The organism is Mobiluncus curtisii ATCC 43063, assembly GCF_000196535.1.
GTDB classification, from domain to species: domain Bacteria; phylum Actinomycetota; class Actinomycetes; order Actinomycetales; family Actinomycetaceae; genus Mobiluncus; species Mobiluncus curtisii.
Genome location: NC_014246.1, coordinates 1235479 through 1252149, shown reverse-complemented (window position 1 = coordinate 1252149; position 16671 = coordinate 1235479). Strand labels below are relative to the sequence as shown.

Sequence of the window (16671 nt, the reverse complement as noted above, 5' to 3'; positions counted from 1 at the left end):
GTTATTCCCCCTGCGAAACCGTGGGGTCGAAGGATTGCGGTGTAAACGCGGCGGTTTCCTCGGGGCGCGATTGTTTTCGGTAGCCGGCACGGCATCCCAATGCCAAACCCCTCAAAAATCCGCTTCCGAAAATGATTCCGAACGGGAGAGTCAAGGCACCCACCGCACAGGCTTCGCCCCTGGTTCCCCCACAAGCCTTCACGGCACCTCCCGCCGCGGCACTACCAGCTAATGCCAGCCCTGCCACCACACGAGGATGCCAGTGCAGCAGCGCAAATCCAGCCAGGGCAGCACCTCCCGCCCCCGCAAGGATTCCCAGTAAGCCAAACCAAGGCACACTTCCCAAATAAGAATCCACAAAAGTGGTGCCGCGGTAAAAGCATTGCTTCGACCACTTTCGGGGTGTGTCTTTGCCGAAATAATCACAGCTCACTGCCGGATCGAGACTGATACCCGGCACAGCCGCCAAGGAACGCAGCAAACCGGTGTCATCCGAAACAAGTTTGGGATTGTCAAAGCTGGAGGAGAATTCCCCAACCGCTGCTAAGAGCCGTTCCCGCGGCGCAAAGAAAGCACCGGTGCCTTTGGGATAACTATTAAAGTTTGCGGAATTGATAGTGACGGGACGGGGGTTCATCCAGTAGTGACGCCACCAGACCTTTGTCAGTCCAGACCAAAACGCTGCCCAAGGACTGGTGGTGTTAGCCAGTTGAACATGAAAATTCCAGACCTCCCGAACCTGATGAGAGGCTTCACTGGCGAGCAGTTCCTGTCTGAGTCGGCGCAGCGCATCCGCGGCAAGGTTCACTCGGGCATCAAGGAGCAGGACATAACGGGTTTGCGCCGCGGCAAGCCCCCGGGAACGCGCCAAGAAACGCCCACTGTTTGGTTGACGCAGCAAGAAAATCTCGCCCTGCTGCGCCAAGACATCGAGTTTGGCAGCATCCACCGGACCGGATCCGTCATCAACCACGATGAGACGAGTTTTAATCCCCGCGTGGGCAGCAGCAATTTGCAGATGAGCGGCTGCATCGGAAACATGGTCGCCTTCGTTAAATACCGGCATAACTACGTCTAGCTCAGTAAAGTCAGGCATGGGATACCTCAAGTTCACCAGAGTTTGTTTCGGTAAGAGTGTCCCGGTGCGCGGGCGAAACGTGAACCAACCACAAGGTAGCGAAAACCGCGAAGATAAAGGTCAGCGCGCCGATAATCCAGGTCTGGAGAGGTAGCGGGGCGGGAAAATCCCACCACCATGAGATTTTACTATTGAGATTCACTCCACCTTTCCAGGTTTCGCCGCGAACGTAACGTCCTACCACCGCAAAGAGGGATTGCAGATTTGCCCAGCACATAAAGAGCAGCACAAAAATTTCATAGCACAGAGTACTGGTCACGAATTTGTGGGCAGGTTGGTCCGGCTCCGCGCAGACCGGCGGTAACAGCCAAATCACCATCACGATGACCAGCAGCGGAAGCATGTATCGGGGCTGGTAGCGGTTGATGTCGACGTAGTTTTGCAAAAACATCACCACGAAAGGTACTCCCAACAATGCACCCAAACTGAAAAAGATGCCCCAGAATTTTCGTGCCGTGAACGTGGACAAGCCCAGAGAAATCAGCACTCCCACCGCGATGGCAGAAGCAAAAACTCCTTCAGGGCGCAGGTTGACGTCAAACCATCCCGGCCCCCATCCGGCACCCCACAAACCGAAAAAGAATCGGGGCAGCGACATGGTCAAACCAAACAATTTCCCCAAAAGACCAGGCATTTCGCGATCATTATCGCCGGAATCGCTCAGGGCTTCGTTCTGTCCGGAGGTAGCGGTGACTATCAGACCGAGCACCGAAGCAATGATTGAAAAGATTAGCAGCCAACGGCGGCGTGGGCAGCGCGGAATCAGCATCCAGATGCTCAACGACACAACAAAAATATAAAACGCGGCATCAGCGCGCGACGCCATTGCCATCAGGCACCCCAGGGCAGAAAGCACCACTAAGACTATTTGCCGCCACCGCAGCGACACGGGAAGACGCGCGGGCGTTGTGGCGGGAAAAACTTCGCGGCGCGGCTCGCTGAATGCCGCGGCGTGAAGCCCCAGCCCGAATCCCGCGACTCCTATCAGAGCCCAGGAGGAGGGATTATTTGAGGCGATTAAATAAATCCCCATCGGGACCCACGACCCCACCAAAGCAAGGAAATACCACGGTCGGAATCGCGGTGGAGCCAGTAACAATATGACCCCGAGCAGCAGCACCGCCAAAGCCACGTTGCACATCCGCATTGCCACCACGGAAACCTCCACGTTTTTTCCCACCAGGAGATGCTGTAGCTGGTAGTAACCCCAGGGATAGTCGCCACGATCAACACGATTGGTAAATGCCGTCTCGCCGTCAAAGTCTTCGCTGCAAGCCGCTGAAACCTTTGACTTCGTCACAAAACAGGTCAACTGGGTGAAACGGGCGGGAACCTTCACCGCGGGTTTGCCGTCGATGGTCTTTGTGGCACATCCGGAACTTTCCACCGGTCGTGGACACCAGATACTAGCGAGGTGATAATCGTCGTCCGGAGAACCTCCCGGCGGGGAGGCTAATGACCAAGCGAAACCGGTGAGCAGAAACCCTCCCACGGCTATCAACACCAGCACCGCGCGCAGCCACAGTGGAGCCGCAACAGCCCAGTGTCCGATTTGGGCAAACTTTCTCCGCATGCCCCCTATGGGTTTTTCGGTAGCGGGGGTGGCACCAATCTGTACTGTTCCAGAACATGTTGGCGCCGGCTCGACACGGTCGGCGGGGAGGTTCGATTCGCTCATGCTTTCTCCGTCAGGGTGTCCGCGATGATTCGCGATGGATGATAAGCCTCCACCAGTGAATCAAACTGATATTCTCTCCAATGAGTTAGGAAATCATCCAAAATTGTTAAATCCATCTTGGTCAACACCACATTACGACCTAAGCCTTGTTGCCTTTCGGTGTGCGCCCGGTGCACCGCGGTCGGAACTCCCAGTACCGCGCATTCTTCTTGCAGTCCGCCGGAATCCGTGATGACTAAAGCTGCGCGGGTCAAAATCGCCATGAAGTTTATGTAGCGTTCTTTCTCTAAAACTGTGATGTTACCGTTCAAGATAGAGGTCAGACCATATTTCTTAAGCAGCACCCGTTCGGATTGTCCCAGCATCAGCACCACGGGCATATCCTCCGCGAGACGCTCGACTCTGCGCAATATCGTCGTATAGTCGTTCTGATTTTGCACCAGTTCGAAACGATGCAGGGTAACGAGTGCAAAATGTTCAGGTAAATCTTGCCGCGGGGTGGTGTGATTAATCGCGTAACGCAACGCATCAACTACCGTATTTGCTTTCGTCACGATAATCCGCGATCCCCGCGTCACAGAACTCGCGAGGTTATCCCTTTCCAGCTCTGTAGGGGCGAAATGCAGCTGCGCTAAGCGACCAACGATACGCCGGTTAATTTCTTCTGGGAAAGGATTAAACAAGGCTCCGCTGCGCAGCCCCGCTTCTACATGAGCGACCCGGCAACCCCACAGTCGTCCCATTAGCGCGCCGATAACAGTCGTGAAGGTATCACCATGTACCACCACAATCCCTCGGTCACACCGCCTGCGAAATTCCGGAAAGAAACGCACAAAAGTCCCAGCAATGCGGGCTAACCACGGGATGACTTGACCGGTCCTCGCCACGGTTTGACGATGCGAGGACGGCACAAAGTGCGCGTCTTCCGGAGGCAGTCCAAAGTCTTGCAGGACCTCGGAGGCGCCTTCGACATGCTGGTCAGTGGCCCATAGTTGGTATTCCACCCCTCGTTCCCGCAGTTCACGCAAGATGGGGGCGATTTTTATGTATTCGGCGGTAGTACCTGCGATGAAAGTAATCATTGTGATTTGTTCTCCTTTGCGTCCTCATCCGGAGCGAAATCAGTCGCATCAGCCCCTGCTCGCGGATGTCTGGTAACGCCGGTTTTCCGTTCCAAGACTTCAATCCGCTGTTTTAATAAAGCAACTTCTTCCACCAGATGCCTTTTTTCGGCGTCACTGCGGCTCAAATCCACCGAAAACTGTAAAGTCATCAGCAGTAAAACGACCCCAGAGAGGAAAAACCCCAAGTTCAGGGGCACTACCACACCGAGACTCTTTGCCACCCACGTCAAGACACCGGGGAAAATGGACACAACCAATACCGCTACGCCAACCAAAAACCACCATACGGAATATTTTTCTTTCATCCCCGAATTGCGCAGCGCCAAGATAATCATCAGGAACACCAGGAGAGAAAAAACCACCCCGATTAGGTACGTGCCACCCATCATCACTTTCCTCCCTTTCGCCGGGACAATGCTACCAACAATGCCAAACCAGCCCGGAGCAGGTACACCGCGGAAGCTACCGGACTGTGGGAAGGCTCTCCCCCCAGGCGCGGGCGCATCTCCACCGGCACTTGCATGATGCGCAGTCCCGCTTTTGCCGCAATAACCAGAGCTTCGATGGTGTCACCGAGATACTGGGCGGGGAGTTCCCGCGCAAAGAGTTCCATGCCCCGGCGATTGACCAGTTTAAATCCTGAAGTCGTATCCGTGAGTTTTGTCCCGCACACCCGGGAGAGCACTATTGCTAACAGACGCATCGCTAAACGCCGGGGTCCGCGTGCCTGATAGTCTCCGCGACCGGCAAAACGAGCGCCGATGACGATGTCAGCACCTTGTTCTTGACAGGCTGTCAACAGGTTTTCCACATACAGCGGATCGTGCTGCCCATCGCCATCAATCTGAATCGCATAATCATAGTCATGTTCCACCGCGTAGCGATAACCGGCTCGCATCGCTCCGCCAACCCCCAGATTTAAGGGCAAATCGAGCAGCTCCACCGGTGGACCATAATTGCGTACTATGTCGGGAGTGGCATCTGTGGAGCCATCATTGACCACCAAAATGTCGGCGCCCAAATCTGCCGCTACCACTTGGTCCAAGACCACCGGCAAGGTCACCGATTCATTCCAGGCAGGAATGATAATCAGGGTTCTCGCGGCTTGCAGCCCTGTCCCGGTTTGCTGCTCATCTGCATTTGCGTCCAAGGGTGCTCTCAGTCATTTTGTACGGAGTGTTCAATGACCTTGCTGAGCATATTTGGCCTCAGTTTCGACCTTGGCTCCTCGCCACCAGTCCTCGTGGGTGGTGTACCACTCGATGGTGTCGCGCAACCCCTCCTCGAACGAGGTGAACCGCGGGGTCCAGCCAGTTTCCTCGCACAGCTTCGTGTTGTCAATCGCGTAGCGTCGATCGTGACCGGGACGGTCCTTCACATGGTCAAAATCATCCTCGGGGAATCCCATCATGCGGTTCAGGGCTTGCACGACTTCCAGGTTGTTCTTTTCACCATTAGCACCAATCAGGTAGGTTTCGCCCAACCGACCTTGGTTAATAATCGCCCACACGGCAGTATTGTGATCCAACACGTGAATCCAATCCCGGACATTCAACCCATCTCCATACAGGCGCGGGCGCACCCCGTCGATACGGTTCGTAATCATGCGCGGAATGAACTTTTCCACATGCTGATAGGGTCCATAGTTGTTTGAGCAGTTTGAAATGGTCGCCTCCACCCCGAACGAACGCACCCAGGCACGAACCAACATGTCGGACCCCGCTTTTGAAGCTGAGTAGGGTGAGGACGGCAGGTAGGGAGTTTCCGGCGTGAACTTGTGGGGGTCGTCTAGCGCCAGGTCGCCATAGACTTCATCGGTCGAGATGTGGTGCAGACGCACGTGGTGGCGTCGGCAGGCTTCGAGAATGTGGAAGGTACCCACCAGGTTGGAGTAAATAAACGGCGAGGGATCCACCAGCGAGTTGTCGTTGTGGGACTCGGCAGCAAAGTGAACCACCAGGTCAGCATCCTTCACAAGGGAGTCCACCAGGTCACGGTCGGCCAGGTCACCGACCACCAGGTTCACTCGGTCCAGTCCTTCAATGGAGGCAGGATTGCCGGCATAGCCCAGCTTATCCAGCACCGTCACGGTGGCATCCGGGTAATCCTCTACAGTAGTGTGGACAAAGTTAGCGCCAATAAAACCGGCTCCGCCGGTGACTAAAACATGCATTCTCAGTTCCTTCTTTCGTCTCTCTACGTTTCTCAGCCTACCGTGGTACTGGAGAGATTTTAACCACTCTCGCCGCTGTTATTCCGTTCTGAGGTCCTTTTCAGCGCTTTCCGGCTGGTTTTGTCTCGATTCTCGCAAAATGATTACTGCCCAGATTCCAAAGGTTAGCACTTCCATGACCAACCAGAAATGGGGACCCGGCACTCCCTTCCACCACCAGGTCGATTCCCCCAGGAGATACTGTGTGCCACGCCAATAGCGCATCGCCACCGCATAGAGCGCGACAGACGCAGACACGGTCGTCCCCAATCCGGTTACCCACCGCTGCACAGAAACCATCAGGGCAGAGCGATTGAACGGATAAAGCCACACCCCCACAATTAGTGTGAGCAAAGGCAACAGGTACCGCGGTTGAACATAAACACCGACGGTAGCGTGTTTTTCAAACAACAAGAGTAACGGCATCGCCACATAAAACAGCAGCAATACCAACGCAATCAGGTTAGTTCGCCGCGACGCCTGACACAGCGCTAAAAATAGCACCCCGGAACAGACAGCGAAACCCAAGAACGGCACCACTCGAGGCAGGTCGATTTCCAGAGCACCCAGAGGCCACAGCCCGAAAACGCCCAGGAAATAATCTGGGATGTTGAGCAGATTCATGAAGATATCGTGACGGCTCTGTCTCTCCGCTGCATCGCGTCCCAATACCGCCGCAAAAAAATCCCCCAGCACGGTTGAGTGCAGGAAACGAGCGGACACGGCAATAATCACCAGCAAAAACACCACCAGGGAAACTGCCACCCCGCTGATGGTGCCTGCCCCCCGGAATCGGCGACGTAACGCCGAAAAATCCAATCCCCAAGCTAATGCCGCAAGGAGAGCCAAACCACAAAAGACGACGGAGTCCCAGCGGGCCCCAGAACCGTACATAAAAGACACCACCGCCAGAATCACCAAACCTGCCCGGCGCTTCACACTCGCTGAGTCCCGTTCCATAGCTCCGCAAATCGCAAAGAATACCAATACCGGAGCCAGCGTCGCCCAGGAACTGGGGTTGAGGGAAGACAGCAGGGACAATCCCAAGGGAACTTGGGTGACCAAAACGGTCAGCCACAGGTTACGGCGCCGGTTCCTCCCCAAAAGACCAGCAACCGCTCCGGTCAGTACCGCTGCCAAGGCTGCATTGACCAGGCGGGTCAACATGGTGGTCAAGACGAGGTTTTTCCCGGCATACAAGCTGTGGAATCTGTAATAAAACGACGGATAGGCACCCTCGGAATTCCAACGCTTCGTCCGGTGCATCTCAGCGTTGCCGGATTTCAGTGCAGACTCGACGCAGGCTGCAGAATCGGTGGGTGTTTTAATGTAGCAGTTCACCGCTTCAGTATTCGTGGGCACTTCCACAATGCGCGCATCGGTCGCGGAGTGACGGCAGGTTCCCCCACGGTTCTGCGCAGAACACAGGATGGAATTCAAGTGAAAGTCTGCATCGGGCGTGCCTCCCACCGGAGCAGCCACCGCCCACGGCACCAGAATCAGGAAAAACAGCAGCGGTAGAATTAGCAATTCGCCCCAGCACCGCCACCGCACAGACTGCGCAAACTGCGCAAACCGCGCCGCGGGATGGGAAACTTCGGACCTCAAAGTGTCTCCTTAAATGCGGTAAAGATAGCTTATTCATTGTAAGGGAAAGCTGCAGCAGGATGGGGCTTACGGTCAATCGAGTCCGCCAGGTACCGCAAGTTAATCAACATTCAGAGATTTTTTGGTGTCGGCTGGCGCGATTAGGGGTAAAAAGCAGTGGTGGGGACTTTGCAGTCCCCACCACAGACAGTTGCGATTAGTTGCAATCGTAAATACGCGGATCTCGCGGTACGTACGGATTGCTTCCTAAACCGGGAACTTGCCAGCCGGTGCAGCGCGCCCCGAACACTTGATCGTTGCCCAGCTGACCGTCGGGATTGTAGCCCCAGCACCGCGCGCCACCGTCACCGGTAATGGCGCAGGCGTGCGCCCACCCTACTGAAATGGCTTTCACATGGGTGTCTATCGAGCCTACGATACCAATCCGCACCGAAGAGTCATCGTTATCTTTAGCTGACTGACTCCTGCCGACCTGACCCGCATCGTTGAGCCCCCAGCAATAGACTCTGGAATTCGGCCCAATAGCACATGAGCTGTTACGTCCCAAGCTAAACCCTTTGATACTGCCCCAACCGGAAGCGGTATAAGACTGCGCGTGACGATGCACCGGGAATTGTCCATTTGTCGGTGCCATCGTCGCCGGATTAATGTCTTCAAAGAACTGCTCGCGAGAGTTGTATCCCCAGCAATGCATGGAATTCCCCATTTTGGCGCAAGCATAGTACGACCCGGTTTCCAGTTCAGTCGCCCCGTGTACCGAGGTCACCTGTCGAGGGGTCAGTGAATCTGCATAGGAGACGTTGGCTAGCCAGGGATAGCCTTGCCCAGCCACCTGGTTATTCGTGCCCTGACCCCAGTCATGACGGAACGTCCCCCAACAGTACACGTCACCATTGTTGGTCAGCGCACAAGAATAGGTTTCTCCAGTCACGACTTTCTTTGCAGCTTGAGGTATTCCAGAAACCGCTAGAGGCGTGGGTGATGAGATCTTGTTGCCATTACCCAGCTGACCCCACTTATTGTCGCCCCAGCAATAGACCGTGCCGTTCGCGACTGCGCAGGAATGTCCCGTCCCGGTGGGAATCCAGTCCGCCCTGTCTTTACGGATAGACCAAGGACCATTGGTTTCTCCCGCCGCGGCAATGGAGGTCACTCCCGTGAGCGACGGCACCAGAGCGGGGGTGGTCCGGGAGTTGGTGTCCCCTTGTCCCAGTTGACCGGTAACGTTGGACCCCCAGCAGAAGGCATGACCGGCGGCATCATAGGCACAGCTGTGGGTCAGACCCGAAGAAACTTCCGCCACATTGGTCAATGTCGACACCAGAGCCGGTTTGCCCACGTTCGCATTGTGACCGGTAAAGGAGTGATACGTTTCCGGCAGCGGATCGGTGGCTAGGTTAAAGCCATAATTCGGCGAGGCGTTGCCAATTCCAATCTGACCGAAACGGTTTGAACCCCAGCAGTACAGGTTTCCTGATTCGGCAACGGCGCAGGTGTGGTCACCGCCCGCACTAATCTGGCGCAGTTTCTTGGGATCGCCTTGTCCGGTCGCAGGTTTGCTGTCAGGTTTAGCCCGCCCCTCTGCCAGACGTTTTGCGTCTTGCAAAGCTGCTGTCGGCACGGAGCCTTCTCCGCCCAATGCCACGATTTGCTGGGGTCGAGTGCTAGATAGATACTGAGCGACAGCTTGCGGAATGGTATTGCTGTGCGCCACCAGCAGCACCGGACCATCGGTGAGGCATCCTGCCACGACCGCATCCGCGAAAATATCCCCACGGGTCAGGTAAACCCGAGAGACCTGATTGGGATTACTGACCTTCGCGATTTCTACAGAAGTGGCGTAACGATTATTTCCTTGCAATGCCGAAACTATCCCGTAGTGAGAGTTTTGGAAGTTGTTAAACGTGGCAGCTCCGCCCAAACGCACCGGGCTACCGCCCAAACGCTCAATTTCTGCCTTTACCGCCTTGGCATCAGCGCCGTCGGTACGGGGAGCTAGAAGAATTGCGGCTCCGGGAACGGTTCCTCCCGCTACTGCATCCGGAGAGCCGGTCCCGTCAGGTCCTAACCCGTCTGCCAAGAGAACTTTACTGGGCTTCGCGGCGGGGAAGGCCCGTTTAGTAATTTCTATAGCTGTCAAGAAGCGGGTTTTGCCGGCTAGTCTCTCGGTCTTTCGACCTTGCGCGGCGGAATCCAGCACTGCTTTCGAGACTGAGCCTTCGCCGCCCAAAGCCACGACGCTCTCAGGGTTCATGCGCGCTACCGCTTGACGAACCTCCACCGGGGCAGTGCCTGATCTCGGAACCAGCAGTGTCGGACCGTCCGTTAATGCTCCGGCGGCGAGGGCATCTGCAAAGACATCCTGACGTGCCAAATACACGTGCTTGGCAGTGCTAGGGAAGCAATGCAAGCCCACGTTAACTGCGGTACTGATTCGGTTAGCTCCAGCGATTCGTTCGGTGACGCTATTGGCAGCCCAAGCCGGAGCAGCTAGTGCTGCCGCGCAGGCAAATGCGCTGAAATAGACGACAACGTCCCGCAACTTTCTCATATTTCCTCCAGAAATCAAGATTGAGGGTTCTGATTTGATTTAAATCGCATTCTAAAGTAGTCCTGCATACACAGAGGGCGGTTTGATAAAACTCAGATATTTTTCAAGAAGACCTCAGGAGGGATGTCTAATCAGACTTTTGCCAGCAGCTAAGCGTTTCCGATATACTTTCTCGATGTCTCATTTCAAGGCATCTCGATGGCTTTTGGAGGATTGCTAAGCATGAGCTCAGGCAAGACCGAGTTTAACGATGTCCGCGACACTAATCTGATTTCTCGCCGCTGGAACCTCATTAGAGCTTTTGGGACACGCGATTTGAAAGCGCGCTACAAGGGATCTTTTCTGGGCTGGGCGTGGTCTTTGCTGGTTCCTTTAGCCACGCTAGGCATCTACACCGTGGTGTTTAGTGTGATTTTTCGTGGCGCTCCTCCGCCAATGGGAAATGGTCAAACTATTTTCGTTCTCTGGCTGTTTGCGGGTCTGACCACGTGGACATTTTTTTCATCATCGGTAAACGGAGGCATGGCAGCTCTGACCAGCTCCGGCGGAATGCTCCAAAAGGTGTATTTCCCCGCTTATGCCCCCGTCATGGGAGCGGGCTTGGCTGTCGGCGTGCAGTCGCTGATAGAAATCGGGATTTATGTCCTGGTGATGATTGTCCTGGGAAATATGAGTTGGACCTGGCTGTTGGTGCCGCTATGGATGATATTGTTCATCGCGGCCTGCCAAGCCTTCGCGGTGATTGTTGCGGTGCTCAACATTTACTATCGTGATTTGGCTCACCTCATCGCTATTGCTTTGCAGTTGCTGTTTTACGCGACGCCGATTATCTATCCCCTCTCCATGGTCAATGCCTCCTGGAAAGGGATCAGCTTAGCGTTCATAATCAAGCTGAATCCCCTCACCGAGTACATCGAGCTGTATCGTAATCTGGTTTACTCGTTGAATCCGGGTTCCCTCGGTCAGTGGGCGGTCTGCGTCGGTACTGCCATCGTGATGATGCTGCTAGCGTGGTGGGTATTAAGCAGAAAAGGTCGCGATCTGGGAGAGAGAATTTGAGCGATATTGCGGTTTCAGTAGAACACGTCACGAAAGAATTCGTCCTCCAAAACGAACGTCGTGATTCCCTCAAGGAACGCCTGGTAAAGGGGCGGTCTAAAGGCGGGAAAACTTTCCGAGCGTTAGATGATGTTTCTTTCCAGATTCCCAAAGGCTCGACTTTCGGACTGATAGGGCACAACGGTTCAGGCAAATCCACCATGCTCAAGTTGCTGGCAGGCGTGTATCGTCCCACCTCTGGAAGCGTCATGGTCAACGGGAAAGTGTCGGCTTTGCTGGAGCTGGGAGCGGGCTTTCACGGAGACTTGACGGGGCGTGAAAATATCTTTCTCAACGGCGCGATTCTGGGCTTAACCCATAAAGAAATCGAACACTCGATTGACGAAATCATCGAGTTTGCGGACATTGGTCAATTTATTGACGAGCCGGTAAAGGTCTATTCTTCCGGAATGTATGTCCGGCTCGGATTCGCCGTGGCGGTGACTTTAGATCCCCAAATCCTGATTGTGGATGAAATCATTGCGGTTGGGGACGAAGAATTCCAACGTAAATGCTTTGACCATTTGTATCAGCTTCGCAAGAAGGGCTGCACCATAGCTTTCGTTACCCATTCTTTGGGCTTGGCTCAGGATTTGTGCGACGAAGCAATCTGGCTCGATCACGGTAAGACTCAAAAATTAGGTAAGACCAGAGAAGTCATTGACAGCTATCTCAACGCGGTCAATTCTGCGGAAGCTGAAAAAGCCTCCGCGCAGAAACAGGACGTTTTAGCTCCCGTTCCACGCCAAGGATCCGGCGAAGTACGGATGTCCAAAGTCGAAATTATTGACGAAGCCGGGAAATCAGTGCCTTTTGCGGTGTTTGGCAAACCGCTAACGCTGCGGATTTGGGCTCATGCGGTAGAACCGGTCTCCGACGTGGAGGTCGGTCTGGCTTTCGTCCACCAAGATGGGATGACCTTGGCAGGACCAAATTCGGGAATGCAAAAGGTGAAGTATTCTTTCCCAATCGGTGATTCTTTCGTAGATTTTCACTGGTCGTCGCTGATGATTCAACCCGGCACCTACGGCGTATCCACTTCCTTTATTGATTCTGGACATCCCTATGATTATTCCGACCGGGAGTTCGACATCACTATCCGCAGCGAAAGCGCCATCCCCGATCCGGGTCTGGTTCGCCTCAACGGACAGTGGAGCCGCGAGATTAACGATTCTTTAGCCGGAAAGGATGCAGAGTCATGAATGATTCCGAGAACCCAGATTTGCGCGAAGAAAACAGGCTGCTGCGCGTGGCACTCGAACAGACAAAGCTAGATTTGGCGCGTGCCGGCGAGCAGGTTGAAAAACTCCAAGATGAACTGCAGCACCAGCGGATGTTCGCAGCCACAGCGATTGGTCAAGTGCAAGAAATGCGGGCTTCAAAATCCTGGCGCATCACCGCACCGCTGCGAGCTTTATCTCGTAAATCCCACGGAGCGAAGCAGCGAAAGCAAGATTCGGGACCAACTATTGTGCAATCCGGTAGAGACCAAATCACCGTGGAACGCGGAGACGAAACAGCCTTGACGACTGCCGAAAAAGTTGCGTTGGTCGCCTCCTGGAGTAAAGAGTGCACGGCGAGCAAGTCCGTTTCTGTCTATCTTCAAGAACTCGCGAAAAACGGCTACGCAACCGTCCTGATTTCTACTTGCGAAGCTCCCGGAAAATTGCAGTTCCCCCACGGAATTCCGCAGCAAACGATAGTGTTGCGTCGCCCCAATGTGGGATACGATTTCGGCTCGTGGGCGCTAACGCTGGATCGCTACCCACAAGTGCGTCAGGCTGCGCACGTCTTGATTACGAACGATTCCATGATTGGACCTTTCGAGTCACTCCAAGATTTACTACGCCTGACCGAAGAGCCCGGACCTGACGTCACTGCCGCAACGCTTTCCTACCAGGTCAGCGGTCATTTCCAATCTTTCTTCGTGTGTTTTCACAATGGTATTTTAGATGCTGAGCCGTGGCGACGCTTTTTTGATTCCATCCAGGAAAAGAGCGACAAGATGAGCGTGGTGCTCTCTTACGAGTTGGGGATGCATGACGTTTGTGTCAAAAATGGTTTTTCCCATAAGGAACTGTTCCTTCCCACCGACTTGAACTCCGGAGGTGGCAACCCCACCTTAGTGTCGTGGTCAGCTTTGGTAGAGAAAGGTTTTCCTTTTATCAAGCGGACGATTTATACAGATCCGTCAACTGCCCCCGGTGGAGAATCCCTCAAGGAATTCGTACATTACCGTTACAACGAAGATTTAGAAGATTGGGTTTGAGATTCGCCGCCGATAACCTTTGGTAACCATCTCGAAAGCGAAACTACCGGAACAGAAAGAAGTCTAGAGTGCGTTTAAAGTTTCCCACCCCCGCTAGAGTTCGTCGAACCTTGGCACGCTACCGGCAGGCTGCACGGGTACGCGTATATAACGCCATGGAGGACGGGCGACTCAGCCAACTCTGGAACAAAAAACACGCCCCGGTCGACTATTTAGACTGGGTAGCACGTGGCGCAGGACGACGCGATTCTGGGCACCCGGATGCCTGGCGGGTGGACTCACAGTTCGATTTTGAGACTGACTGCCGCCTGGCGGTAGTCATGCATGTCTACTATCCAGACTTGGTCACAGAAATCGTGCAACGACTGAGTAATATCCCCGTCGAGTTTGACATGTTTATCACCAATGCCAGCGGCGCGGATTTACCGCTGCTCCCCCAGCAGATTCACGAACGTCTGCCCCTGTTAAAACACCTGGTAGTGGTCCCGGTCGAGAATCATGGTCGGGATATTTTCCCACTGGTTCAGCTGGTAAATTTCGGGGCTTTGGATCCCTACCAGTTAATTTTGAAAGTCCACACCAAGAAATCCGCTTGGCGGGAGAACCACCCCGATCTGGAAGGTTCCGGAGCCCAGTGGAAGGACGAATTCTTAGACGCACTGCTGGGAAGCAAAGATTCCGTAGAAAAAATCATGAGCGCATTTGGCGCTGACCCCTGGCTGGGATTGGTGACCGCTCCCGGTAACATCGTGGGACCCCAATTTTGGGGCGGAGATCAGGCACTGACTGCCGAGCTGCTGCGCCGGCTGGAAATGCAGTTGAAGCCTTCTAAACTCAAATTTGCCGCCGGTTCAATGTACTGGGTCCGTGGCTTCGTGATTCAAGGATTACGGTCATTGGGTCTTTCTGCCACAGATTTCGAGACAGAGGCAGGGCAGATTGACGCCACGACCGCTCACGCCCTGGAGAGAGCTATCGGAATTCTCACGACCGAGGCCGGATTGAAACTGCGCGAGACTAACCAGCTCGCTCTCCCGATGGATAAATCCGGTAACGACCACGTGGTCCCAGGCACTGACCACTATCTTGAGCAATCTTGGCAGCGGTTCAACCCGACCTCACAGATTCAGCCCATTGCTCGGTTTATCCCGTTTTATCTGCCACAATTCCACCCCACTATCGAGAATAACCGCTGGTGGGGAGCCGGTTTCACGGAATGGACGAACGTCACCGCTGCCAAACCCGTTTATCAAGGTCACGACCAGCCAAAATTGCCTTCTGATTTGGGATTTTACGATCTCAGATTGGACGAGGTTCGAATCGCTCAGGCAGAGCTGGCCGCCCGCCACGGAATCAACGGTTTCATGTATTACTACTATTGGTTCGCTGGCAAACGCTTGCTAAATCTGCCGGTGGAACGCCTGCACAGCGCCGACCCCGCAACGGTCAATATGCCCTTCTGCCTCATGTGGGCCAACGAAAACTGGACCCGCAGTTGGGACGGACGCAACAAAGATATTCTGATTGGACAACGTTACGATGACGTTCCAGCCGAAAAATTTATTGACGATGTGGTGGAGTTCCTGCGCGATTCACGCTACATGCGCGTCGCAGGCAAAGCCATCCTAGCTATCTACCGTCCCGCCCAAATTCCTAACTTTACCGACGTGGTGAAGCACTGGCGGGAACGTGCTCGTGAGCTCGGCATCGGCGAACTGTGGTTATTGAGTGTGGACGTAGCTACCGAGTTCGATGGATTGGGAGCCTCCGTGTCCGAACTCGGTCTGGACGGTTCTCTAGGTTTTCCTCCACACAACCTGCCCTGGGAGGGAGCACCCGCCGGAAGCGTGAAAATGCGCCGGAAAATGCGCGGTTCGGTGCTGTCCTACCCCGCATTGGTTCAGGTAGCAACCGAAAAATTACGCCGCCTGCCCAGGGAATTATCCCCCGGAGTTATGGTTAACTTTGATAACACCGCCAGACGCCAATGGAAACCCGATGTCTGGTATGGTGCCAATCCTTATTTGTTCCGCCGCTGGCTAGCTGCTGCAGCACGCTCTGTACTGGATCGACCAGCACCGGAACGCATCGTGTTTATCAATGCTTGGAATGAGTGGGCAGAAGGCGCGATTCTCGAGCCCACCCAAAGGTTCGGTAAGACCTATCTACAAGCAGTTCGCGACGTCGCCTTCGGGTAACCACCGCGAGGGGCAACTCGACCTAAATCGTGAGCAACCAGCCCACCGGGTCGACCACGCTCTGTCCGCGAACGCCGGCTAGGTGTAGAGACTCGATTGACCAGCCTAGCGCCCCAGCGACGCCACGTAGTCCAAAGTCGCCTGATAGTCCGGCAGCAGGTCCTGTTCACGAGCCTCGACCAGGCTCGGCGCGGCGGTGTCCTTTTCCGAAAGAATGACCTCCAGCGGTCGACCCGCCAAGTCGTGGTCGGGCCACTTGAGCGCCACCTCGGGGTCGACCGGGGAAACCCCGTGTTCGCGCCCTGGATTGTAGCCCTCCGAACACAGGTAAACCACGGTGGAGTTGTCCTCCAACGCGACGAAACAGTGCCCCAAGCCTTCTGAAAGATAGATAGCCCGGCGATGCTCGCCCTCCAGCAGTACCGAGTCCCACTGACCAAAGGTGGGGGAACCCACGCGAATATCGACCGCGAAATCCAACACGGCACCGCGCGGACACATCACATATTTAGCCTGGCTGGGCGGCACTTCCGCGAAATGAATCCCGCGCACCACCCCGGCTTTGGAAATGGAACAGTTCGCCTGCACCAGGTTCAGCGGATGCCCCACGACCTCGGCAAACTCACCCATCTTGTACATTTCCATGAACGCCCCGCGCTCATCGGGGAACTGTTTAGGGGTAATCTCCCAAGCGCCAGCAATTTTTAGTTCGCGGTATTCCATCGCGTATTTCCTCCCTGTTCCGTGGCTGTTTCAGCCATCAATAGTTTAGTGGGTTTTTCCTCACGTGCAGAG

Annotated in this window: 13 protein-coding genes; 4 read left to right on the top strand and 9 right to left on the bottom strand. The window is 54.8% G+C overall.

Annotated features, from left to right (window positions below; genetic code table 11):
• Position 1 precedes the first annotated feature (1 nt).
• The 8 genes from HMPREF0573_RS05275 to HMPREF0573_RS05240 all read right to left on the bottom strand — a co-directional run bounded on the left by HMPREF0573_RS05275 (position 2) and on the right by HMPREF0573_RS05240 (position 10311).
• Positions 2–1096, bottom strand: a complete 1095-nt coding sequence (locus HMPREF0573_RS05275) for a glycosyltransferase (RefSeq protein ID WP_013189116.1) — start codon at positions 1094–1096, stop codon at positions 2–4.
• Positions 1089–2816: a DUF2142 domain-containing protein gene (locus HMPREF0573_RS05270; RefSeq protein ID WP_013189115.1), complete on the bottom strand. Its 1728-nt coding sequence runs from the start codon at positions 2814–2816 to the stop codon at positions 1089–1091. The genes HMPREF0573_RS05275 and HMPREF0573_RS05270 overlap by 8 nt, the downstream gene beginning before the upstream one ends.
• A complete protein-coding gene (locus HMPREF0573_RS05265) occupies positions 2813–3898 on the bottom strand; it encodes a UDP-N-acetylglucosamine 2-epimerase (RefSeq protein WP_004007369.1) in 1086 nt (361 codons plus the stop codon). Before HMPREF0573_RS05265 ends, HMPREF0573_RS05270 begins: the two co-directional genes overlap by 4 nt.
• Positions 3895–4329 carry a DUF2304 domain-containing protein gene (locus HMPREF0573_RS05260; protein ID WP_004007370.1) on the bottom strand — a complete coding sequence of 145 codons (435 nt, stop codon included), beginning with the start codon at positions 4327–4329 and terminating at the stop codon, positions 3895–3897. Before HMPREF0573_RS05260 ends, HMPREF0573_RS05265 begins: the two co-directional genes overlap by 4 nt.
• The gene (locus HMPREF0573_RS05255; RefSeq protein WP_004011133.1) at positions 4329–5090 is read right to left on the bottom strand and encodes a glycosyltransferase family 2 protein; all 762 of its coding nucleotides are present in this window, start codon (positions 5088–5090) and stop codon (positions 4329–4331) included. The genes HMPREF0573_RS05260 and HMPREF0573_RS05255 overlap by 1 nt, the downstream gene beginning before the upstream one ends.
• A gap of 30 nt (positions 5091–5120) precedes the next feature.
• Positions 5121–6113, bottom strand: a complete 993-nt coding sequence (gene rfbB / locus HMPREF0573_RS05250; protein ID WP_004011134.1) for a dTDP-glucose 4,6-dehydratase — start codon at positions 6111–6113, stop codon at positions 5121–5123.
• Between the two features lie 78 nt (positions 6114–6191).
• Entirely contained in the window at positions 6192–7760 is a 1569-nt protein-coding gene (locus tag HMPREF0573_RS05245) for a DUF2142 domain-containing protein (protein ID WP_004011135.1), read from the bottom strand.
• Between the two features lie 196 nt (positions 7761–7956).
• The gene (locus HMPREF0573_RS05240; protein WP_013189113.1) at positions 7957–10311 is read right to left on the bottom strand and encodes a cell wall-binding repeat-containing protein; all 2355 of its coding nucleotides are present in this window, start codon (positions 10309–10311) and stop codon (positions 7957–7959) included.
• Positions 10312–10509: 198 nt separating this feature from the next.
• On the opposite strand from HMPREF0573_RS05240, the gene HMPREF0573_RS05235 reads away from it, so the two are divergent.
• From HMPREF0573_RS05235 to HMPREF0573_RS05220, 4 genes are all read left to right on the top strand, one after another.
• On the top strand, positions 10510–11370 hold the full coding sequence (locus HMPREF0573_RS05235; protein ID WP_004009002.1) for an ABC transporter permease: 861 nt from the start codon (positions 10510–10512) through the stop codon (positions 11368–11370).
• Complete coding sequence (locus HMPREF0573_RS05230; protein WP_004007376.1) at positions 11367–12611, top strand: ABC transporter ATP-binding protein; 1245 nt, start codon at positions 11367–11369, stop codon at positions 12609–12611. Before HMPREF0573_RS05235 ends, HMPREF0573_RS05230 begins: the two co-directional genes overlap by 4 nt.
• Complete coding sequence (locus HMPREF0573_RS05225) at positions 12608–13678, top strand: rhamnan synthesis F family protein (RefSeq protein ID WP_013189112.1); 1071 nt, start codon at positions 12608–12610, stop codon at positions 13676–13678. Before HMPREF0573_RS05230 ends, HMPREF0573_RS05225 begins: the two co-directional genes overlap by 4 nt.
• A gap of 68 nt (positions 13679–13746) precedes the next feature.
• Positions 13747–15876 (top strand): glycoside hydrolase family 99-like domain-containing protein, encoded by a 2130-nt coding sequence (locus HMPREF0573_RS05220; protein WP_236585823.1) that lies wholly within the window; start codon positions 13747–13749, stop codon positions 15874–15876.
• Between the two features lie 105 nt (positions 15877–15981).
• On the opposite strand, the gene rfbC is transcribed toward HMPREF0573_RS05220, so the two are convergent.
• Entirely contained in the window at positions 15982–16599 is a 618-nt protein-coding gene (rfbC, locus tag HMPREF0573_RS05215; RefSeq protein WP_013189111.1) for a dTDP-4-dehydrorhamnose 3,5-epimerase, read from the bottom strand.
• Between the last annotated feature and the right edge of the window lie 72 nt (positions 16600–16671).